The sequence below is a fragment of the Streptomyces sp. NPDC043908 genome, from assembly GCF_056435525.1.
In genome coordinates, this window is the sequence record NZ_JBWKEI010000001.1 from 491,486 (window position 1) to 512,498 (window position 21,013).

The 21,013-nt window shown below is 72.1% G+C and carries 22 protein-coding genes; 12 read left to right on the plus strand and 10 right to left on the minus strand.

Going from position 1 to position 21,013, the window contains the following annotated elements; genetic code table 11:
- Window positions 1-72: 72 nt before the first annotated feature.
- The 3 genes from AC069K_RS02310 to AC069K_RS02320 are packed head-to-tail and all read right to left on the minus strand — an operon-like array spanning window position 73 to window position 2,425.
- Entirely contained in the window at window positions 73-996 is a 924-nt protein-coding gene (locus AC069K_RS02310) for a hypothetical protein (protein ID WP_478611274.1), read from the minus strand.
- Complete coding sequence (locus AC069K_RS02315) at window positions 993-2,207, minus strand: beta-ketoacyl-[acyl-carrier-protein] synthase family protein (RefSeq protein ID WP_478611277.1); 1,215 nt, start codon at window positions 2,205-2,207, stop codon at window positions 993-995. Before AC069K_RS02315 ends, AC069K_RS02310 begins: the two co-directional genes overlap by 4 nt.
- Complete coding sequence (locus AC069K_RS02320; RefSeq protein WP_358837549.1) at window positions 2,204-2,425, minus strand: acyl carrier protein; 222 nt, start codon at window positions 2,423-2,425, stop codon at window positions 2,204-2,206. Before AC069K_RS02320 ends, AC069K_RS02315 begins: the two co-directional genes overlap by 4 nt.
- A gap of 603 nt (window positions 2,426-3,028) precedes the next feature.
- On the opposite strand from AC069K_RS02320, the gene AC069K_RS02325 reads away from it, so the two are divergent.
- The 3 genes from AC069K_RS02325 to AC069K_RS02335 all read left to right on the plus strand — a co-directional run bounded on the left by AC069K_RS02325 (window position 3,029) and on the right by AC069K_RS02335 (window position 6,467).
- A complete protein-coding gene (locus AC069K_RS02325) occupies window positions 3,029-4,840 on the plus strand; it encodes a hypothetical protein (protein WP_478611280.1) in 1,812 nt (603 codons plus the stop codon).
- A gap of 51 nt (window positions 4,841-4,891) precedes the next feature.
- Window positions 4,892-5,647, plus strand: coding sequence for a bestrophin-like domain (locus AC069K_RS02330; RefSeq protein WP_478611283.1), 756 nt, complete (start codon window positions 4,892-4,894; stop codon window positions 5,645-5,647).
- A 154-nt stretch (window positions 5,648-5,801) separates the two neighbouring features.
- Window positions 5,802-6,467 carry a hypothetical protein gene (locus AC069K_RS02335; protein ID WP_478611286.1) on the plus strand — a complete coding sequence of 222 codons (666 nt, stop codon included), beginning with the start codon at window positions 5,802-5,804 and terminating at the stop codon, window positions 6,465-6,467.
- A 120-nt stretch (window positions 6,468-6,587) separates the two neighbouring features.
- On the opposite strand, the gene AC069K_RS02340 is transcribed toward AC069K_RS02335, so the two are convergent.
- Entirely contained in the window at window positions 6,588-6,833 is a 246-nt protein-coding gene (locus AC069K_RS02340) for a chaplin (RefSeq protein ID WP_478611289.1), read from the minus strand.
- Between the two features lie 329 nt (window positions 6,834-7,162).
- On the opposite strand from AC069K_RS02340, the gene AC069K_RS02345 reads away from it, so the two are divergent.
- The 4 genes from AC069K_RS02345 (at window position 7,163) to AC069K_RS02360 (ending at window position 10,855) form a co-directional block, all read left to right on the plus strand.
- The gene (locus AC069K_RS02345; protein ID WP_478611291.1) at window positions 7,163-7,435 is read left to right on the plus strand and encodes a DUF3253 domain-containing protein; all 273 of its coding nucleotides are present in this window, start codon (window positions 7,163-7,165) and stop codon (window positions 7,433-7,435) included.
- A 145-nt stretch (window positions 7,436-7,580) separates the two neighbouring features.
- Window positions 7,581-9,227, plus strand: coding sequence for an amidase family protein (locus AC069K_RS02350; RefSeq protein WP_478611293.1), 1,647 nt, complete (start codon window positions 7,581-7,583; stop codon window positions 9,225-9,227).
- Window positions 9,228-9,711: 484 nt separating this feature from the next.
- Window positions 9,712-10,119, plus strand: coding sequence for an aggregation-promoting factor C-terminal-like domain-containing protein (locus tag AC069K_RS02355; RefSeq protein WP_478611296.1), 408 nt, complete (start codon window positions 9,712-9,714; stop codon window positions 10,117-10,119).
- Window positions 10,120-10,375: 256 nt separating this feature from the next.
- On the plus strand, window positions 10,376-10,855 hold the full coding sequence (locus tag AC069K_RS02360) for a hemerythrin domain-containing protein (protein ID WP_365108200.1): 480 nt from the start codon (window positions 10,376-10,378) through the stop codon (window positions 10,853-10,855).
- Between the two features lie 68 nt (window positions 10,856-10,923).
- Here the strand turns inward: AC069K_RS02360 and AC069K_RS02365 are convergent, their stop codons facing one another.
- Together AC069K_RS02365 and AC069K_RS02370 are read right to left on the minus strand one after the other, a co-directional pair.
- On the minus strand, window positions 10,924-11,388 hold the full coding sequence (locus tag AC069K_RS02365) for an ASCH domain-containing protein (RefSeq protein WP_478611301.1): 465 nt from the start codon (window positions 11,386-11,388) through the stop codon (window positions 10,924-10,926).
- 173 nt (window positions 11,389-11,561) lie between these two features.
- On the minus strand, window positions 11,562-12,794 hold the full coding sequence (locus tag AC069K_RS02370; RefSeq protein ID WP_365108194.1) for a phospholipase D-like domain-containing protein: 1,233 nt from the start codon (window positions 12,792-12,794) through the stop codon (window positions 11,562-11,564).
- Window positions 12,795-13,136: 342 nt separating this feature from the next.
- On the opposite strand from AC069K_RS02370, the gene AC069K_RS02375 reads away from it, so the two are divergent.
- Complete coding sequence (locus AC069K_RS02375; protein WP_365108191.1) at window positions 13,137-13,424, plus strand: YkvA family protein; 288 nt, start codon at window positions 13,137-13,139, stop codon at window positions 13,422-13,424.
- 24 nt (window positions 13,425-13,448) lie between these two features.
- Here the strand turns inward: AC069K_RS02375 and AC069K_RS02380 are convergent, their stop codons facing one another.
- Window positions 13,449-14,189 carry a class I SAM-dependent DNA methyltransferase gene (locus AC069K_RS02380; protein ID WP_478611306.1) on the minus strand — a complete coding sequence of 247 codons (741 nt, stop codon included), beginning with the start codon at window positions 14,187-14,189 and terminating at the stop codon, window positions 13,449-13,451.
- Window positions 14,190-14,350: 161 nt separating this feature from the next.
- Between AC069K_RS02380 and AC069K_RS02385 the strand changes: the two genes are divergently transcribed.
- From AC069K_RS02385 to AC069K_RS02395, 3 genes are all read left to right on the plus strand, one after another.
- Window positions 14,351-15,271 carry an NADP-dependent oxidoreductase gene (locus AC069K_RS02385; RefSeq protein ID WP_365108211.1) on the plus strand — a complete coding sequence of 307 codons (921 nt, stop codon included), beginning with the start codon at window positions 14,351-14,353 and terminating at the stop codon, window positions 15,269-15,271.
- 238 nt (window positions 15,272-15,509) lie between these two features.
- A complete protein-coding gene (locus tag AC069K_RS02390; RefSeq protein ID WP_478611308.1) occupies window positions 15,510-16,292 on the plus strand; it encodes an SDR family NAD(P)-dependent oxidoreductase in 783 nt (260 codons plus the stop codon).
- Between the two features lie 40 nt (window positions 16,293-16,332).
- Complete coding sequence (locus AC069K_RS02395; RefSeq protein WP_478611311.1) at window positions 16,333-16,914, plus strand: HutD/Ves family protein; 582 nt, start codon at window positions 16,333-16,335, stop codon at window positions 16,912-16,914.
- 7 nt (window positions 16,915-16,921) lie between these two features.
- Here the strand turns inward: AC069K_RS02395 and AC069K_RS02400 are convergent, their stop codons facing one another.
- Both AC069K_RS02400 and AC069K_RS02405 read right to left on the minus strand, forming a co-directional pair.
- Window positions 16,922-17,068, minus strand: a complete 147-nt coding sequence (locus AC069K_RS02400; protein WP_478611314.1) for a hypothetical protein — start codon at window positions 17,066-17,068, stop codon at window positions 16,922-16,924.
- A gap of 32 nt (window positions 17,069-17,100) precedes the next feature.
- Window positions 17,101-17,931, minus strand: a complete 831-nt coding sequence (locus tag AC069K_RS02405) for a helix-turn-helix transcriptional regulator (RefSeq protein ID WP_478611317.1) — start codon at window positions 17,929-17,931, stop codon at window positions 17,101-17,103.
- Window positions 17,932-18,120: 189 nt separating this feature from the next.
- Between AC069K_RS02405 and AC069K_RS02410 the strand changes: the two genes are divergently transcribed.
- Window positions 18,121-18,753, plus strand: coding sequence for a PASTA domain-containing protein (locus AC069K_RS02410; RefSeq protein ID WP_478611319.1), 633 nt, complete (start codon window positions 18,121-18,123; stop codon window positions 18,751-18,753).
- Between the two features lie 77 nt (window positions 18,754-18,830).
- Here AC069K_RS02410 and AC069K_RS02415 read toward each other — a convergent pair whose 3' ends face one another.
- A complete protein-coding gene (locus AC069K_RS02415) occupies window positions 18,831-20,933 on the minus strand; it encodes a glycoside hydrolase family 172 protein (protein WP_478611321.1) in 2,103 nt (700 codons plus the stop codon).
- Window positions 20,934-21,013: the final 80 nt, after the last annotated feature.

A 21,013-nucleotide genomic window follows, 5' to 3' on the forward strand; every position in this document is an offset into this window, starting at 1 on the left:
GATCCGGGCGCGAAGCATGGCGGTCGGCGTACTGAGTGCTCGGCAAGGCGGGCGGCCCTTGAGCCGGTGCGGTCACTGTGGGGCAGGGGCCGGGACATGGCCAGGGGCCGGAGCCGCGGCCGGGGCGCGGACGCGGGAGATCCACGCGTCCATGGCCGCCCACTGCTGATCGAGCCAGGCGGCGGCCGCCGCGGGTTCGCGGGGTACGTCCGCTGCCGGGGTGTGCCACCAGCGCAGGTGTACGCGGCGGTGGCCGGTCACCGGATAGCCGACGTCGGTCAGGCAGCTCAGCGGGTCTTCCAGCCCGGTGTGGCCCACGACGACGACATCGGCGTCGACGGCCTGGGCCAGCACGCGCGCCGCCCCGGACGGCACCGGGGGAAGCACGTGGCGCAGGTCCCGGGCCCACGCCGCGCGCGCGGGATCGGACCTGTGCAGGTTCGCCAGGACCGTACGCCTTCGCGCAGCGGTCATGTGCGCCCCTTCAGGGAAGAACGCGAGCACGTCGTCCGGGCCGAGCCTCTGGGCGTGGTGGATCAGGAACCGCATGGCCCGGGCCGGGCCGTGCCGGTTCCACCGGATCAGCGCCACCCGCGGCGGACGCAGCAAGAACGCGAGGGCCGGATCCCAGGCCGGCAGGAGGCGTCCCACCGAGATCAGGCCGCGCCCCAGTTCGTGGCATGCGAGCAGGGCCAGCAGCTGGGGGTTGAAGGGGCCGGAGTGGCGGACCAGCAGCACCACCGGGCGACCGGCCTCGATGGAGGGCGGCGCGTGACGGCCCTCCAGGAAGAATCCCGCCTTCTCGATGCCCGTGGTGAGCAGCCGGTGGCTCAGGTGGCCGAAGAGCCGCTCACGGGCGCGCGTGTCCCGAGCCCGGCGCGACAGCAGGGCGCGCAGGGCCGGGAGTTCGAAGAAGACGAGATACACCCACGCCAGGCGCAGGCAGTGCCTTACGGCGGTGCCGCGCCGCAGGGCGGCCGGGCCGGGCGCGCTCACGGGGCCGTCACCACCAACGCGGCGTTCTGCCCGCCGAAGCCCACCGAGTGCGTGAGCACCGCTTTCACCGTCCGGCGCAGTGTGGAGGGGACGAGGTGCAGGTCGGTGGCCGGGTCGGGGTCGCGGAGGTTGGCCGTGCCGGGGATGGTCCGGTGGGCGATCGACAGCACCGCGCACACCGCCTCGATGGCTCCCGCCGCCCCCAGGCTGTGACCGGTCACGCCCTTGATGGAGGTGACGGGCGGCCGATGGGGGAAGACCCGGGCCAGCACCGCTGCCTCGGCCGCGTCCCCGCGAGGCGTCCCCGTGGCGTGGGCGTTGACGTGATCCACGTCGGACGCGGACAGATCGGCGTCGGCCAGCGCGTCGCGCACCGCCCGCTCCAGCCCGGTGCCGTCGGGGTGGGGCGCCACCGGGTGATGGGCGTCCGCGGTCTCGCCCCGTCCCGCGACGCGGGCACGGACGCGGGCCCCGCGCGCCAGGGCGTGCTCCTCCCGCTCCAGGATCAGCACGCCCGCGCCCTCGGCCAGGACGAAGCCGTCACGCCGGGAATCGAAGGGTCGGGACGCCCCCTTCGCGTCCTCCGCACGGGACAGCGCGCCCAGTTGGGCGAAACCGGTGGCCACCACCGGGGTCAGCGGCGCCTCGGTGCCGCCGGCCACGACGATGTCGCAGCGCCGGGCCCGCAGCATGTCCAGGGCGGTGCCGATCGCCGTGGTGCCCGAGGCACAGGCGGTCGAGACCACCAGGCAGGGGCCGGTGATCCGGTGCGCGATCGTGGTGTGCCCGGCCGCCATGTTCGACAGGTAGTGCGGCAGGAGGAGCGGGGAGACGGCCCGGGCGCCCCGGTCGCGCATCGTCTCCTGCGCCAGGACGCAGGCATCGAGCCCGCCCACGGAGTTGCCCAGGACCATGCCGACGCGCGAACCGTCCCACTGCGCGGGGTCGAGCCCCGCGTCACCGAGGGCCTCCGCCACCGCGGCCAGCGCGAACTGGCCGAACCGCGCCGTACGGTGAGCGCGCTCCGCTCCCAGGACCCGCTCGGGGTCGAAACCGGTCACCCGGCAGGCCAGGCGGACGGGCGACGGCGCGAGCAGGGGTTCCACCATCGCCGTCGGCAGCCCGGAGCAGATGCCGGCCCAGCTCTCCGCCACGCCGACGCCGGCCGGAGTCACCAGGCCCAGCCCCGTGACCACGACGGCGCCGCTCACCGGCGAAGCCCTCGCTCCAGCAGGGTGACGAGCTCCTCCACGGTCTGGGCGCGCGCCGCCCGGTCACCGTCGACGGCACCGCGATAGGAGTTCTCCAGGGCGACGGCGAGTTCGGCGCGAGCGAGGGAGTCCAGATCGGCCAGGGACGTGTCCAGGGCCAGGTCGTCGGCCGGAATCCGCAGCGTTTCCGAGATGAGGGCTCGGACTTCAGTGAACATGGACATCCCCAAAGGGCTCGTGGAGTCGATGGACGGGAACGGCGACCGGGGCTGGCGCTGCCCCGGCCGGACGAGTGGTCGGAGCAGCGTTTGTCCGGCCTCACCGTGGCGTTGCCCGGGTGTGCCGGAGGCGCCGAACCGCGCGCTCCAGAGAGTCAGTGGTGCCCCGTCCGCCGGATCCGCCCCAGTGGTGCGGCACCCGCCCGGCGTCCCGTACCCGGGCGATCCGCCCGGGCCGAGGCCGGCTCCGCGTGCCGAGGTCGCACCGGTGACCCGGATGCACTCACGTTCGTCATACGCCATGCCTTCCCCGCCTCCCGGGCGCGGCGATCGGCCGATCGGGGGAGTGGTGCCCCTTCAATCAAAGATCCCGGCTGAGCCGGACCGACTACCCGGCCGGGGCGGCGAACGCGGCAGGCACACGGCCCGCTGCTCACCCATCAGGGCGATATCAGGCAGAAAATACGACTGCACCGGCACGCCTGCGGCCGTTGCCGCACGGCGACCGGTGACCATCTGCCTCACAGCGACCCTCGCTCAAAGGTGGTCAGGATGGGGCTTCGGCGCGGGTGCCCACGGGGCCGGCACACGGCCTTCCTCGCCGTGTGCACGATCACGGCCGCGATGTGCGCGGCCTACGCGGACCGCGCACCGGCGGCCCGTGCGGGAGGAGTCGGGGAGAACGGCCTCCAGCTGACCGTCACCGTCAACACCCGTCCCGGGCTCGGCGCGGTACAGCCCGGGATCCGGGCCGGCGCACCCGTCGTGAAGGTCTACCGGCTCACCAACCACAGCGGGGCCGACCTCTCCTCGGTGCGTCTGACCGATCCGGCCGTAGCGCCCGCGCTGCTCCGCTGCGGCGGCGGTTCCGGCAGTCCCGGAACCCTACGGGCCCTGTCGAGCACCACCTGCACGGCCCGGTTTCCCGCCGCCCCCGGCCCGCACACCGGCTGGGTGACCGCGACCGGCGCGATCGCCTCCCTGGGGATACGGATGAAGGCTGTGGCGCACAGCGGCTACGCGGGTGTGGCCGGGCGGCTGTCCCTGTCGGAGAGCGCGCTGCTGACCAGTTTCAACGAGGCCGAGGTCCGCTACGTCTTGACCAACCCCGGCAACAGGACGGTGTACGACGTACAGCTGGCCGACCCCGCGCTGGCACCCGGCCGCATCGACTGCTCCGGCCGTACGAACGTCCCCGAGCTGCCTCCCGGTACGTCCGTGACGTGCGCGGCGCAGGTCGTGCGGCCCCCCGGTACGTACCGCAGCGCGGGCGTGGCCACGGGAAGCGACCGGACGATCACGCTGGGCCCGGCGGGAGGCGGCGAAGCACCCCCCGTCCTCACCGCGCACGCCACGCTCTCGTTCAGCGTCCCCACCCCACCGATTCTGCCCCCGGCGGCCTTGGCACCGCCGTTCCCCTTCCGTCCGGCGTTCCCCTTGCAGCCACGCCCTCCTCTGCGTCAGCAGGCGCCTCCCGCGACGGGCCCCGGCACGGTGCCACCGCCGGGCTCACCCGGAGCACCTGGGACGCCCGGGGCACCCGGGGGAGGCGGAACTGGCACACCAGGTGCACCAGGCGCAGCGTCAGGGCCAGGCGGGGTGTCGGGGCCGGGCGGGGCGCCGGGTTCGGCTGGCGCACTCGTACCGGCCGTACCGCCGCCGGCCGGCGGCCTGCCGGGGCAGCCGCCCGGCCCGGCCACGCGCGGCCTGCTCGCCCAGCCGCCGTTCTACAGCGCGCCGATCGCGCCCCCCGGTCCCCCCGGCCCCTTCGCGCCCGGGGAAACGCCGTCGGCGCCCCTTTTCGGAGAGGGTGCGGTGGGGACCGGACCCGCCCCGGCCAATGGTGGAACCGCCGGTGCCGTACCCGTGGCTCCGGGCGCCGGTGCCGGGGGTGCCGGGGGTGCTGGCGTCGAGCAGCCGGGCGGTGGGGCGGCCGGTGTCGCGCCCGCGGCGCCGGGAGGCGGGGTGGCCGGAGCCCCGGGAGGCGGGGCGGCCGGGGTCGCGCCCGGCGGTGGAGTGGCAGGCGTGGCGCCCGCGCCGCCCGCTGCGGGGACCGGCGGCGTGGCGCCCGCGGCGCCCGGTGGAGGTACGGCCGGCGCGGCGCCCGTGGCCCCGGGCGGCGGGGCGGCCGGTGTCGCGCCCGCGCCGCCCGGCGGAGGCATCGCGGGTGCGGCGCCCGCGCAGCCGGGCGGTGGGACGGCCGGTGTCACACCCCCGCGGCCCCCTGCGCCGGTGGTGCCGCCCCGGCCGCGGCCGCCCCGTACCAACGAACGCCCCGGCGAGGAGGCCTCGGTCCTGACCCGGGTGCGGCGCAGGGCCCGGGAGGTCTCTGGCCTGTCGGTCGTGGCCGTCCTGCTTCTGCTCCTCATTCCCGCCGCGCTCGCGGCGGCGCTGATGGGTTCACGCCGCCCGTGATCCACCACGTGACTCACCCCGTGACGCACCCCGTGATCCAGAGGGACTCCCGTGCCTGACACCTTGCAAAGCCTCGCCATTGTTCTCGGGGTGGCCATGCTCGCCGCCGCGGTGGTCGTGGCGAAGGGGCGCCTCTTCCCGCCGGGCCCCGACGAGGAACCGCGCGAGGACGTCGCCGAGTACATCTCGATGATGGTCGGCGTCCTCTACGCGCTCGTGCTCGGGCTCGCCCTGGTGTCCGTATGGGAGACCAGCAGCAGTGCTTCCTCCCACGTGCAGGAGGAGGCCAGTGCGCTGCACGAGACGTATCTGGTCGCCGACGCACTGCCGGCGGACGAGCGGGAACAGGTGCGTTCTCTCTCCGGGCAGTACGCCCACCACGTCGTCACCGCCGAGTGGCCGCGGATGGCGGACGGCGAGAGCCTCGGCCCCGAGGGCTGGACGCTGCTGAACCAGCTGCGCACCGCCACCCGGCTTCCGGCCACGGCCACCCCCGCCCAGCAGATCGCCGCTCAGGAACTCCTCGCGCAACTGGGCACGCTCGACGAGGCCCGGCGCGGGCGCGAGGCCGACGCCCAGAGCAGCCTGTCGCCCGTCCTCTGGCTGGGCCTGATCATGGGTGGGGTGCTGACGGTCGCCTTCATGTTCATCTTCGGCATCCGGCGCAGTTTCACCCACATCGTCATGGTGATGGGCCTGGCCGGGCTCATCACGTTCCTCGTCCTGCTCATCCGGGAACTCGACTCACCCTTCGGTGATGTCCTGGGCACCGACGCCACGGCGTTCACGCGCTACTTCCGTACGTGATGGGGAGGGCGCGAGGAGGGGTGATGGTCGTGCCCTTCACCGCGAGAAAGGCACTTAGCATGTACACGACGCGCTAGCGCGACCAGGGGGAATCCGCGGGCTGCTCAGCCTTCCGCTCCTCCGGGTCCGGAACCTGTGGCCGAAGGATGAACGTATGCACCGCCGCTCCACACCCCTGTACGGGGTACTCCTCACCGTCCTCGGGCTCACGCTCACTGCCTGCGGCGGTGACGCGGAGAGCGGCAACCCCGGTGTCTCCGAAGGGCGGGCGGTGAAGGGCGGTTCGGGTCAGGAGAGCCCGGCCGCGAGTGCGTCCCCGAAGTGGGAGTGGGGTCCGGCGCTGGCGATGGGCCGACCCTCACCGCAGTTGTACCAGCCCGCGAACACGGGAGGCGGCACGTTCGAAGTCGCCGCCAAGAAGATCGTCAAGGGGACCCCCGAACAGGCGAAGTCCCTGCACTGGGACACGGTCGCCCCGGGCGAACTGATGGGCGACACACCGTACTTCGTCTACTTCACCTACACGCTGAAGGCAGGCAAGCCCCGGTCACCCAACGCCGACCTGGGAGCCCATGCCGCGGCCCTCGACAAGAACGGCGTGAAAGTCGCCGACCGGCCGACCGTCCACACGGGATACGTCGATGGCGGGTGCGAGGTGCCACCCGTCTACATGGGATGGGACGTCGGCGAGACCCACACGCTCTGCACGGTCTTCGCCGGAAACGAGTCGAACCCGCCGAAGCGGCTTGTCTGGACGACCGCCCTGTCCACCGACAAGGACTACATGAAGGCCGCGTCCTGGGAGTGGACCACGCGGTGACGGCCCGCGACTGAGAGTGCAGGTGGGGGCAGCCGGGACAAGTCCCGGGCGTTACGGCCCGTCGGACTTGCCCCGGCCGGGCGTCACGCCCCAGCCGATGGAGATGGCGGGGTGCGGTGCCTAGCCGTTGGTGCAGCTGTTCCCGGTGGCGGGGTTGAGGAGGCCGATGACATCTATGGTGTCGCCGCACACGGCGACCGGAATGTGGATCGGCACCTGGGTCACGTTGCCGGAAAGGAGGCCGGGCGAGTTGCTGGCCACGCCGGTCGTTGTGTCGGGGCCCGGATCTGCGGCGAGGGCCGTACCCGCTCCCGCCAGGGTGAGGACCGCGGTCAGGGTGGTAGCGGCGACGATGCGCATACGCATGACAACCTCCAGGGAAATCTTCAGGGTGAAGACGGTCTCCCGTGGCGGGACGCGGCCCGCAAGGACCGGTTCCGCCCCGTCGGGGTTCCTACGTGGTGGCCCGGGCGCTCGTCACTGTCGTTCCGGGTGTACCCGCTGGACGTGTCTCGGCGCGCATGGCGGAGCACCTCCCGTACGCTCATCGGCGAGGGTGCCTGGGCTCCCTTTCCAGCCTGGTCCGACAGGGGTTGGGCGTCGCATCGGGTTAGCCCGAACGGGTGACAGCCTGCGTGCCCTGGTCCTGCGCGAACGGCCCGGCTCCCCCCTGCCGCTGCTGCCACACTGGGAGAGTGACCGACACCGAACGGCAGACCGACCGGCGTCTGGAACGCGCCATTCTGGATCTGCTGGAGCGTCGCAGCCCCACCGCGACGATCTGCCCCTCCGACGCCGCACGGGCGGTGTACGACGGGGACGACGACGGCTGGCGCGCGCTCATGGAACCCGCCCGGCGCGCGGCCCGGCGACTGGTCGAGGCCGGCGAGGTCGAGATCACTCAAGGTGGCCGACCCGTCGAACCGGCTCGAGCGCGGGGCCCGGTCCGTATCCGCCGCATCCGGTGAACAGTGCGGCGATGAGGCTGCTCGTCGACGGTAGGGCCCGTGCCGCGACGCTGCCCGCACGCCCGGGGGCCGCGGCCGACGGGGCAGCGTTCCCGGCCGGGACGACCCTTGCGCCGTGACGCAGGCGTGTAGTGCCCTGTCTGCCATGACATCGAGCAGAGTGGGTGCACTGATCGCCGCCGTGGTCGGCGGAGCGCTGCTGGCGGGCGCGCCCGGGTCGAGCGCGCAGGACATCGGCGCGGCGGACGGACCGCCGCGCCGAGCGTCGTCTCCGGGAGGGGTCGACTTGGACACCGTGACGATCCCGGAGTTACAGGCGGACAGGGCCAGGGGGACGCTGACGTCGTTGACACTGACCCGCGCGTACTTGCGGCGGATCGAGACCATCGACCCGAAGATCCACGCGGTGCTCCACACCGACCCGTCGGCCCTGCGCCAGGCCGCCGCCAGCGACGCGCGGCAGCGCGGCGGCCGACTGCGCGGACCACTGGACGGCATCCCCGTGCTGCTCAAGGACAACGTCGGCACCCGGGACCTGCCGACCACGGCGGGGTCGCTCGCACTTGCGGGCAGGCCACCGGCCGAGGACGCGGTTCTGGTGGACCGGCTGCGGCAGGCGGGAGCGGTGATCCTCGGCAAGACCAACCTGTCGGAGTGGGCGAACTTCCGTGCGGCGAAGCCGACTTCGGGGTGGTCGGCCGTCGGCGGCCAGACGAACAACCCGTACGTCCTCGACCGCAACCCGTGCGGATCCTCCGCCGGCTCGGCCGCCGCGCTCGCCGCGTCGCTGTCCCAGGTGGCGATCGGTACCGAGACCGACGGGTCCATCGTGTGCCCGGCGGGGATGAACGGGGTGGTCGGTCTCAAGCCCAGCCTCGGTCTGGTGAGCCAGAGGGGAGTGGTGCCGATCTCGGCCGAGCAGGACACCGCCGGGCCGATGGCCCGCAACGTCATCGACACCGCGCTGACGCTGTCCGTGCTCACCGGAAACCGTGTCACGGGCCTCACAGGCGTCACGGGCCCCAAGGGCCGCTCGGGTGCTGACGCCATACCGGCCCAACGGACGCCCCAGTGGGATGAATCGGCGGGCCGTCACGGCGGATTGCGAGGCAAGCGCATCGGTCTGTGGCGCCTGCCCTCGCTCGGTCCCGAGGTCGACGCCGTGATGACCCGTACCGCGATGATGTTGCGCACCGCCGGTGCGGAAGTCGTCGAGGTGACGCCCCCGTACCAGGACCGGCTGGCCGCGCTCGAATTCCCCGCGCTGCTCAGCGAGTTCCACCGGGACATCGACGCCTACCTCCGTACGCGCCAAGGGCCCCGGGACCTCGCCGCGCTGATCGCGTTCAACCGTGCCCATTCCCAGGAGCAGGCCTGCTTCGCCGGGCAGGAGCTGTTCGAGCAGGCCCTCGCCGCCCCGCCCACCACCGACCCGGGGTACCGCGCCATCCGCGCGGAGCTGGCCGAACTGTCCCGGCGCTCGCTCGACGAGACGCTGGCCGCCCACCACCTGGACGCCATCGCCGCGCCGACGAACCCGCCGGCCTGGACGACCGACTGCGCGCGCGGCGACAACGACGTGATCCCGTCCTCCACCCCCGCGGCGGTGGCCGGGTATCCCTCGCTGTCGGTGCCCGCCGGCGCCGTGGGTGAGCTGCCGGTCGGGCTCCTGCTGATGGCCGGCCACCACGAGGACGCCGACCTGCTCTCGCTGGGAGCCGCCGTGGAGCGACGGCTGCGGGCCTGGCGAGCGCCGCGCTATCTGCCGTCCGTGGGCGCCCTCGCCCCCTGAACGGACCGCGTCGGAGCGCTACGGGTGGGGCGCAGGCTCGCCCCGGGCTGTGAAGGGCGGCGTCGAGTCGCCCGTTTCCCTCTGATTTCGAGGCGATCGCCGCGCCCCACCCCCACCTCAAAAGGGTACGAACAGTCACTCTTCGTAAAAATCGGACGCCCTGAAGGTGACTCGTCCCATAGGACCCATGTCACGTACGAGCGGACATCGTAACCCTGAGACGGCCGGACTGTCCGGCTTATCCCTGCTCCCACCTGCGTAAACGGCTGCCCGGCCGGATCAGGGACTCTCGTCCTCCGCTGCGAATCGGCCTAGTAGGAGGGGTCGTTGCCAGGGCTGGGGGTGGCCGGTAGAACTGGATGAGTCGCCGAGCGGTGCGGGTGTTTCTCCCCGGCCGCAGACGAACCCCTCTCCTTCGCGTGAGTGGCTCACGCATGTCTTCGGCATGCGGCGACCGCCCTCGTTCCCTTCGGAAGGTTTCTCCGTGTCCCACGCTGTCATCCGCCGTATCGCCGCTTCGAAGAAGACCCTCGCGGGTGCCGTCGTCGCCGTCGGTGCCGCCGGTTCCCTGCTCGCCACGGTCCCCGCTCAGGCCGCGGCCCCGACGAGCGCCAAGGCGATCGCCCAGCAGATGATCAAGGACCCGGCGCAGTTCGCCGCCTTCAACAACATCGTGTCCCACGAGAGTGGCTGGGACCACACCGCCACCAATACCTCCTCGGGCGCCTACGGCCTGGTCCAGGCCCTGCCGGGCTCGAAGATGGCCTCGGCCGGTGCGGACTGGAAGACCAACCCCGCCACTCAGATCAAGTGGGGCCTGGACTACATGAACGACCGCTACGGCAGCCCCGTGGGCGCCTGGAACTTCTGGCAGACCCACCACTGGTACTGAGCCGCCCCCGGGTGAGCCGCTCTCGGTAGCAGACACACAAAGACGCTCGGCTGGGACGACCCGGCCGGGCGTCTTCGCGTATGCGGGACGGTGGTGTTGCGGTGGTGTGCAGGGAGGCGGGTGGTGTCCGACGTCCCCCCGTGACCGCGCGACAGCGGACGGGTACCCCCCCATCCGGTGCATGAGCATCCGGTTTGCCGGGTATGGCCTGGAGCGTAAGTGAGTGCTGTGCCCGCTGTGCCTCAGGGAGCTGCCCATGTCGACCGACGCGATCGTGATGCTGAGGGAAGGCCACAAGGAGATCAGGCGACTGATCCGCTCCTACCGGGTCGAAGGACGGACCGAGGCGGTGGAGCCCTTCCTCCGGGCACTGACCGTGTACACCTTTATCGAGCGGGAGGGCATGTACCCGCGCGTCTGTGTGCTGCTCCCCGAGACCGAGCCCGACATCCTGGGCTTCGTCGAGGAGCATCACATCGCCGACGTGCTCGCCGCGGAGCTGTACGACATGCGTCCCGGCGAGGTCGCGTTCGACGCCAAGGCCCGTCTGCTGATGGACATCGTCGAACGGCACATGGACGCGGAGGACCACCGGTGGTTCCCCCGCGTACGGGCCGGGGTCGGGCGCAGGGAGTTGCAGGAGATCGGTGCCTGGATGACGCGGCTCGCCGAGCGTGCTCCCCAGCGCCCGGTCCGCCCGTCCGCGCACGCCATGTGGGACGCCGTGGCCGCGTGAGGTGAGGGCCGTGGCCGGGCGGTGTCGGTACCCAGCCGTCCGCAGCGGGCCATGGGCCCGGTGCTCGGTCAGCCGGCCGGGCGCAGGTCGGTGACGACCCGGAAGCGCTCCAGTAGCACCAGGGTCTCGTCGTCCACGGTGAACGCCGGGTCCTCCAGGGCCGCGCGCATCTCGGCGCTGTGCCAGAACGTCTCGTGGTTGGCCCGCCACCCGGCGATGCTGGTGTCGCCTTCGCCCTCATCCACCACATGAGCGAAATCCACCTGGGCGAGCGGTACGACCCGCACATCGGTGACCTCGGTGACCGCCACCGGACGGCCGTCCGAGTCGATCACCACGGCGCGGCGCCCGACGGACGGCAGCGGCTCGCCTTCGTGTTCGTAATCGATCACGAGCCCGGTCGTGGAGGTCTTGGAGCCGTCGAGGACGGCCGCGACGAGCCGGTCGCGCAGCGGACCGGGAAAGGCGAACTCGGCCCGGGGGAGCAGCGCGATGTCATCGGGGGTGGGCGGCGGCACGGCGTCGGTGGTCATGAGGTCACAGTAGCGACCCCCTTGCCAGGCTCGGTAAGCCTTTACGCGGGCTGATCGCTGCCGAGGATCCCCGGGTGTTCCGCACCTCCCCGGCGCCGAACTACCCGTGAACGCCCGGGCCCGCGGCCGGTCGGGTCGGCCCCCGCCCGATGGGGCGGGAGCCGCGGCCCTCGCTACTCGCTCTTGCAGGCGGTGACGTTGTCGCTGGTGCCGGGTACGGCCGCGGCGCGTGCCGCCTGGAAGTTGGCCTCGAACGCGCTGTACACGGAGGGCGTGGTGATCCGCAGCATCGCCTCGTCGTTCTCGCGGAGCGCCGGACCGCTCCAGTTGTGGCTGCCGGTCCACATCAGCTTCTGGACGGTCCCCGCGTACATGCCGTCCACCATCACGTTCTTGGAGTGCACGATGCGGTTGGGGGTGGTGCTGTCAGCGTCGTCATCGTGCTGGTAGCAGCGGTTGGTGATGCCGGAGACTCCGTGCAGGGCGTTCCACGTACCCGTGTCCGTCTCGCTGTAGACGAGGTCCACCAGGCACCCCGCCCCGGCGAGCGCGCGCAGCTTGTCGGCCACGGCCTGGCGGCTGATCTTCAGCATGGCCGCGTGGACGGTCGTCCGGTGCGCTCCGGCGGTGTCGGTCCAGCGGCAGGTGATGTTGTCCAGCGCGTTCACGACGGTGTCCGTGGTGGCGTCGGTGCCCGCGCGCGGGAAGAAGTAGTACTTGTAGTCGCCGGCGTTGCCGTACGTGTACGTCCAGGCGGCGCGGTTCTGCGCGGGCAGCTTGTCGAAGTAGGAGAGGTAGCCGTCGTACAGCTCGGTGTTGCCCACGACGGTGACCGAACTGTTCCAGTACCGAGAGTAGTTGGACGGTGTCAGGTTCGAGGTGAGCTGCACCACGACGTTCTTCTGGGCTCCGCCACCGACGCTGCCGACCACCAGGAACTTGTTGTGGTTGATGCCGGTACCCGCCGGGCCCAGACAGGAGCTGCCGGTGGCGCACAGCTTCACGTACGAGCTCTTCGTGGTGTCCGTACCGAGAGCGGCCTTCAGGATGTCGTACGCGGCCGGGTAGTCGCGGGTGCTCGCGTCCAGGACCACCTTGACGCTGACGCCCCGGTCCGTCTTCGCGGCGACCAGTTCGTTCGCGACGGTCTCGTCCCACAGGTGGTACATGGCCAGCCGCAGCGAGGTTCCGCTGTCGGCGTTGGTGACGACCGAGCGCACCTGGCTGCGGATGGCCTGCTGGGCGGCACTGTCACCGGTCGGATCGTTGAAGACCGGTCCGGTGGTGACCGTGGCGGCGCTCGCGGTGTCCACGGGCCCCACGAGCATCCCGGTGAGTACCCCCGTGGCGACGGCGAACGCGCCAAGAGCCGTACGCAGTCGGCCCGGTATACGGATGAGTTTCATGTCCCTCCCCAAGGTGAACGGCAAATCCCGCGCATCCTAGCGGCGCACGGCCATCGGCCCCGCTCCCGGCGGTGGCGGGGTGGTGGCGGTGGCGGCCGCCGTTGCGGCACTCGGCCAACACATCCCGCGCTCGGCGCATCAACCGCCGCGCGCACGGTACACGTGAGGTGATGCGGGGCACGGTCCCGCCGCACAACGAGGAGGTGGCCGCGCCATGACGCAGCCGATGGGCCCGACGCTGGACGAACCCTGGGCGCATCCCCGGGTCCTCGAAAACCGCCGTCCCCAGCCGTCCGCGACACGATGAGCCCGTCGCAAGCCGCTCTGGCCGAGTCGCTGAGTATGAGCAGGGAAGTGACGGTCGGCCTGGTCCTCGCCGCACTCCTGCTCGTGGCGGCCGCCGTGGGGGCGGTCGTCCTGACCGTCCGGCTGGTCCGCGCCCGCAGACTGCTGCGGGACGCCGGTATCCCCCTCACCCACAAGGCCGCCTACTGGGGTGCGCTGCTGTACGTGATCAGCCCGGTCGACCTGCTCCCCGACCCCGTCTACCTGGACGACATCGGCGTCCTGCTCCTGGCGCTGCGCACCTTGCACAGCGCGGCCTCGCGGGGGAAGGGCGAACTGGACTAGGCGGTTGAGTGCCCCGGGCCGGTCTCAGACCGGCTTGCGCCATACGGAGATGTGCTTCGTGGAGTCCTGGGTGAACGGCGTCCCGTCCCAGTCCGCGACCCGGCGTTCTGGTTCGAGACCGGCGAGGCGTGCCATCAGGTCGAGCTCCGCCGGCCAGGCGTACCGGTGGCGGGAGTTGCCGCGGCGGTAGGTGCCGTCATCGCCGTCGCGGGTGAAATGGTGGGAGACGAGGATCTGCTCGACCAGGTCGAAGGTGTCGAAGCCGAGATGCCGTTCGGACACGTCGAAGGGCACCGCGACCTGCCCGGGAGGCAGGAGCCGCAGCGGCGGCACACCCAGCTCGATGACGAACCGGCCGCCGGGCGCCAGATGACGGGCGGCGTTGCGGAAGCACGCGACCTGCTCGTCCTGGGTGAGCAGATTCGTAATGGTGTTGTAGACGAGGTAGACCAGGCTGAACTCGCCGGGGACGACGGTGGTGGCCATGTTCCCGATGACCACCGGGAGCGTGGCCTCGTCCGTCTTGCGGCGCAGGACCGCCGCCATGTGCTCGGACAGCTCGATGCCCACGACCGGCACACCGCGTTCGCGCAGGGGAACCCCCACGCGTCCGGTGCCGATGGCGAACTCCAGAGCGCGGCCGTCCCCGGCGAGCTCGGCCAGGAAGGCAAGGGCGGGTCCGAGAACGGCGGCCGAGGACATCTCGGTCTCTTCGGCGTCGTAGCGGTCGGCGGTCGCACGGGTCCAGAGTTCGCTGCTCGTCACGGGCGGCCACTCTGCCGGGTGCCTCGGGGTGCTGTCGACGCATTTACCTCCGTGCCCCGGGCCCGTGGTCCCAGCCGACTCGGTGCGCCGGAGGCTGGGCCTTTCGGGCGTATCCCGTTCGCCCGGGAATGAGCGGGCACGTGCCGGTGTTCGAGCTGGTCATGAAGGCAATTGTGCTGGAGAAGTACGGTTCTGCTGACGACCTGCGCCTGGTGGACCTTCCCGACCCGAAGGTGGCGCCCGGCGAGGTCCTGATCAGGGTGAAGGCGGCAGCCATCAACCCCGTCGACTGGAAACTGGCCGCCGGGTATCTCGATCCCATCATGGAAGTCGCGTTTCCGATGATCCCGGGATGGGACGTCTCGGGCGTGGTGGAAGCGGTCGGCCTGGACGTGCCCGAGTACCAGGTGGGCGACGAGGTGTTCGGCTATGTGCGCAAGGACTGGGTGGAGAAGGGCGCGTACGCCGAGCTCGTCGCCGCACCCGTACGGTCCGTGGCGCGCAAGCCCGCCGCGTTGAGCTGGGAAGAGGCGGCCGGGGTGCCGCTGGCGGGGCTGACCGCCTACCAGTCGGTCCACCGGGCCGGGGTGAAGTCGGGCGAGACGGTGCTGGTGCACGCCGCCGCCGGTGGTGTCGGGGCGTTCGCCGTGCAGATCCTGGTGGCCCTCGGCGCCCGGGTGATCGGCACCGCGAGCGAGCGCAACCACGAGTTCCTGCGCGGCCTCGGCGCCGAGCCCGTCACGTACGGGGACGGCCTGGAGGACCGGGTGCGCGCGCTGGCGCCGGAGGGCGTGGACGCGGCGCTCGACTTCGTCGGGGGCGGCGTCGTCGATCTGTCGCAGGCCCTGCTCAAGCAGCGCGAACGCATCGTGTCCATCGCCGACCAGGCCGCCGTGGAGCAGGGCGGGCACTCGCTCTGGGTGCGTCCGGACAGCGAGGACCTCGCCGAACTCGCTCGGCTCGCCGACGCGGGGAAGCTCTCGGTGCACGTCGAGAAGACCTTCCCGCTGGCCGATGCCGCGGACGCCTGGCGCCTGAACCAGGAGGGCCGCACCCGCGGCAAGATCGTCCTCACCGTCTGACATCGCGTCCGCTGCGACAGGGCCGCCGTCCCGGGCCGACCGAGGCCATCGTGACCGGTCGGCGGACAGGACGGCGGTCCTGTCCGCGTGCCGCCCGGGGCCCGGGACCGCGCCCGGCGCTGGCCGCGGCGGGAACGGAACGGACTGCTTCCCAGATCGTGATCATGCTCAGTAGGCTCGGGAGGACGGCACCGCTCAGGCGGCGGGGCCGTCGCCGCCGCCGACGAGAGGGACCCCGATGGACCGGACCGTGACGAAGCTGCCCAGCACCGGCCGGGGCGTCCTGGTCACCGGGGCCTCACGGGGCATCGGCCGGGCGGTGGCCGCCGCGTTTGCCCGGGGTGGCGACCGGGTGGCCGTCCACTGCTCCACCTCCGGGCCGGACGCCGAGAAGACCCTCGCCGCACTGGAGGGAGAGGGACACGTACTCCTCGCCGCCGACCTCGCGGACCCGGACGGCGTCGAGGAACTGGCGGCCCGGGCCGAGGAGGCGCTCGGCGGGGTGGACATCCTGGTCAACAACGCCGCCGTGATGGTGGCCCACCCGCTCGCCCGGACCTCGTACGAGCAGTGGCAGCAGGCCTGGCGGCAGACCGTCGACGTGAACCTCCTCGGTCCCGCCCACCTCAGCCACCGGGTGGCGAGCCGGATGATCGAGGCTGGCCGCGAGGGGCGGATCGTGAACATCGGCTCGCGCGGCGCTTTCCGGGGCGAGCCCGACCATCCCGCCTACGGCGCCACCAAGGCCGCCCTGCACGCCCTGGGCCAGTCCCTCGCGGTCTCCCTCGCCCCGCACGGGATCGCCGTGGCGTCCGTCGCCCCCGGGTTCGTCGCCACCGAGCGGGTCGCGGACCGCCTGGAGGGACCCGAGGGAGAGGGCATCCGGGCCCAGAGCCCGTTCGGCCGCGTCGCCGACCCAGGCGAGATCGCCGCAGCCGTGCTGTATCTGGCCTCCCCGCAGGCCATGTGGAGCTCGGGCACCGTTCTCGACGTCAACGGCGCCTCGTACTTGCGGACCTGACACCCACCCCGACCCGCGCCCGCCCAGGAGCAGCCCACCCATGCACCCCTTCGATGTGGAGACCCTGCCCGCCGGTCCCTGGCGCAACGGCGGCGGCACGACCAGGGAGATCACCTCGCGGCCCGCGGGCACCGATGCGTTCGGGTGGCGCGCGAGCGTCGCCGACATCGGCCGGGGAGGTCCCTTCTCGGCGTTCGCGGGGGTGGACCGGACCCTCACCCTGCTGGCGGGAGACGGGGTACGGCTGACGTCCTCCGGTGTGTTCGACCGGCTGCTGGTGTGCGCGGGGGAGCCGTTCGCGTTCTCCGGCGATCTCGCGCTCACCGCCGAACTGCCGGGTGGCCCCTGCCGGGTGCTCAACCTGATGGCGCGGCGCGGCCACTGGACGGCCCGGGTGGACCGCGTCACCGAGCCCGTCGCGCCCGGCCCGGGACACTCCGGGATGCTCTATGTGCTGAGCGGCCAGTGGCGGGCCCCGGGCCAGGCAACGGGGGACGGCTCTGTCCTGACGACCGGTCAGGGCGTGTGGTGGGACGGCGACGACGACGCGGCGGCGGGAGCGGTCGCACCGCTCTCGCCCGACGCCGCCGCCCTGTGGGCGGATGTCGTGCCGACCGGGTGACACCAGGTCAGGCGTCCGCCCCTGCCCGGTCACCGCTCCCGGACGGGGCCGGGTGGACGGTCTGCGCGGGCGGGTTGGCCGTACGCCTCGCCCAGAGCCAGTACAGGGCCGAGGTGACGCCCAGTCCGACGATCCACGAGATCTTGAATGGCACATTTCACCTCGGGGGCGCGCGTGCGTTCCCCGTCAGCCCTGCCCGTACGGGACCACCGTCTGCCCGTACGGAATCACCGCGTGCGGGGGCGGGCCCTGCGAGCGCTCCGGGAACGCGCGGTTGACCGCGGCCATGCGGTTGGTGACGTGCAACCGGCGGTAGGCGTTCTCCAGGTGTTTGCGCACGGTCCCCTCGGACACGCCCAGCCGGCGGGCGATCTGGACGTTGGTGTGCCCCGCGGCGAGCAGGCGCAGTAGCTGCCATTGCCGGGGCGTGAGCCGGGGAGCGGGGTGCCGGAGCCGTTCGGCTTCCAGGTATGCCTCGTGCAGGTGGGGCCGCAGCAGTGTGAGCACCGCGCGGTCGCGTTCGGAGAAGTCCCGGCCGGGCCCGCGGAAGAGGAACAGCCGCAGGGTCCGGCCGGGGCCGCGGGTCCCGGGCGTCCCGGCGGGCATGCAGAGCGTGAGCTCGTGCTCGATGCCCAGAGGGCGGTAGTAGTCGGTGTACATACCGGTGCCGTGCCACTGCCGGGCCGAGTAGAAGTCCGCGATCGTCAGGACGCTGCGCAGGTCGGCGCTGCGGTCGGGGTAACTGCACGGCGCGCAGTCCCAGTAGTGTTCCCAGTGCGTGGAGTCGGCGTCTTCATCCGGTGTGTCGTCCCCGCCGGAGCCGGCCTGTGCCAGCCACCAGGTGCGCCGGTGACTGTCGAACCCCGCGACGGTCAGTTCGTCACACGGGATCTGCCGCATCAGATCGTCGAGCAACGAGGGCGGCAGCCCCTGGGCCGGTATGTCCGTGCGGGTCTCGGTGACGATCCCCGCCAGGGCACGCAGATCCAGGTCGCTGAGCGACAGCGAGCTCCCCATGAGGTCCCCCTCGTCCGCGGGCCGGTCCCAGGCTACTCGGCCGCCCCGGGCCCCGGGCATACGCAGACCCTCGTATGGCGGCCGGTGTACGGATCCGCCGATGCTGGGCGCCACCGGCCGTGGCACGGTCCGACCGGGCCGGAGCCGGCACCCGACGCGACCGGCCGGGGCCCAGGAGGGGAGACGATCATGCGAGTCCGCGACAAGATCTTCGGAGGCGTGCTGGCGGTGGTCCTGACCACCGTCGTGAACCTGGCGGGAGCGGGAGCGTCCGACGCACACCAGCTCGGACCGGCGCTCGTCGCACCGGTCGGGGCGAGCGCGCCCATGGGGGAGGGCGCCGCCGCCGCGGCCACACAGCTGGTGTTCGACGTCAACGGCACGTTCACCGACGGAGGCACGGCGAGACCGGTGATCTCGGACGTCGACGACATCCTGACGGTGGACATGTCCTCCCAGCACCGTCCGACGGCCTCCGGTGTCGTCATCACCAGTGACACCATCCTGGTCACCTTCCCCGACGACGCCACATACAGCGCCAAGTTGCAGGCACCGAACCTCATCAGGTGGTCCAACGGTTCCACCTGGCAGAAACTCACGCTCAGGGTGCCCGACGTGAGTGACGAGACCCGGGCCGTGGCCACGTCGGTCCTGACCTCCGCGGGGTTCGTCCTCGGCGCGGTGAGCACCGTCGTCGACCCGACGTGCAATCACGACCGGACCGTCTCCGATCAGAGTCCGGCCGCGGGCACGCCGGCCCTCCCCGGAACCGCGGTGAACCTCACAATCGGCGTGCTGCCGCCCAGGGGGACGTGCCGGTGAGACGTCCGTCGTGAACCGCCGGGGAACCGGCTGCCCGCCCGGGTAGCCGGTTCCCCGCGCCCGGCCCGGTGCCCCGTTCAGATCAGACTGCGGGCCTCGTACGAGGCGGCGGACCAGGCAGCACCGTTCGGTGCCGGGGTGAGCGTCACGGTGAGCAGGCTCCGACCGCGGGTGTAAGCGGCGGGCAGTTGGTAGGTGTCGTCGAGCCAGCGCCGGTCGGTGTTGGCGAGAGGCTGGTACCAGTCGCCCAGCCGGTGCCCGTCGATGCTGATCTCCGCCTGCTGCGGGCCCTGTTGCTGGTCGGAGGTGCGCCGTAGCTCGACGCCTCGGTTGCGGGGGTCGATGGCCAGGGTGAAGGTGACGGGCGTGCGGGTGGCCCGGGTCGGGGCGCGCAGCCGCGTGGGTGTACGGGCGTCACCCTCGAAGGCGGAATCGAGCAGGGGGAGGGGGCTCGCGGCGCCGGCCGTGTAGCGGTGAGCCGCTTCGCCGGCGAGATCTCCCAGGTGCAGGACGTCGCTCGTGTACGAGGCGGTGGTGGAGGTGCCGTACCAGAACGCGGTGGAGGAGTAGTCGGCTTGACGGTCGTTCATCGGACCGTGCTCGATCGAGTAGTCGATCGACTCGGTGAAGGCCACCGAGTCGTGCAGCTGGAGGCGGTAGGCGTCCGTGCAGTCGCGCCCGGTCGCGCAGCCCGATGAGGCGCTGAGGTGGGTGGGGTTCCCGTTGAAGGGCTGGGTGTAGGGGCCGCGGTTGAAGTACCACCCGCTCTGGTAGAAGTCCTCGGTACCGGTGCCGTGGAGCTGGGGGGTGCGTGCCCCGTCGACGTACACCCGTTCGTCGCCCTCCAGATAGGTACGGTCCGTGTCGCCCCGCATGCTGTGGCTGACGCCGACGAACTTGCCCCGGCCCTGCGTGCGCAGGAACGACCAGCTCGTGCCGGGAACGGTCGGTCCGGCGTGGGACAGGGCGTGGAAGCGGCCCTCGGCTCTCGTACGCACGGCCTGGGCATGGGCGGGGGAGGGGGCCGTGCTCACCGAGGCGCTGCCCGCGGTGACCGGGATGTCGGAGCCGTTGTAGAGCTGCACATGGGCCCGCGTCGTGAAGGGCATGGGCCACCAGGCGCGGAAGGTCTGCGTCCGGGGATCGGTGGCGAACATGAGGGCCCGCACGGGGGCCATGGCCTGCCCCGCGCCGAAGAACTCGCCGAGTGGTGCGTCGACGGTGCGCTGACCGTCGAACGAGATCAGCAGCCGCAGCGCGGTGAGCAGCGTCCGGCCAACCACCGGCGCGGCGGGTTCGCCGCCCCCGGGGACCCGGCCACGTCCCACCGCCCTCCGCGTGGCGGCGCCGGACACCTGCGGGAGGTGGATCTCCAGTGCGGTGAGGAGCCCGGGCGTCAGGGAGGTGGCGAGCGTCTGGGTGCCTCCCGGGGCGAGGCTCAGTGCCTGGGTGGTCGTACGGGTTCCTGGCAGCGCCGGTTTGGGGTCGCGGGTGCCGGCCGCTTTGATGAGGGCGACGACATCCTGGGCCGGGTCGTGGGCGTCGAAGGTGACGATGCCGTCGGCGTCGGCGAAGGAGCGGTACGACACGTGGTAGAAGAGGGGATTGTGCTGGGTGGTGATGCGCATGGACTCGCGGAACGCCATGGGCACTTCGATGAGCACGCCCCCCGATGACGCCTCGGCGTTGGCCACCAGGGGCGGTGCGAAAGGCGCGCCGAGCCGGCCGTTCACCACATCCTGAAGCGGCGCGTCCAGGACCTTCTTGCCGTCGAGCTCGATGGTGAGCGTGCCCGTGCGGGTCACATCGCCCTCGTCGCGGGTGAACCAGATGGACCCGATCTCGCCCGCTCCACGGTGCTCCGCGATCACGCAACCGCCGCCGCTGGTGCGCAGACAGGAGTAGGTGCCGAAGAAGCCGTCCTGAGCGTTGCCCCCGGCGCGGTCGAAGCTGGAGAACTGCAAGGTCCGCACACCCGAGGGGAGAACCGGAAGACGGTCGAGACGGCGCAGACTCTCCCATCCCACGGGCCCCTTGGTACCGGGAGCCGGGGCGTTCACCGCGGTCGGCGCGTTGCCCGCGGTTGCTTCCGCCGTCGCCTCCGCGTACGCCGGCAGCAGTGCCAGGACGACGGTGACAGCCATCGCCGTCGCGCGGGAGAACCAACTGGCACACGTCATGCCGACCTCCAGAACATGGGCATGGAGCGTCCCGTGGTGCGCCTGTGTCAGGCGCGCCGGGAGCCACGGCCGCGTGACAT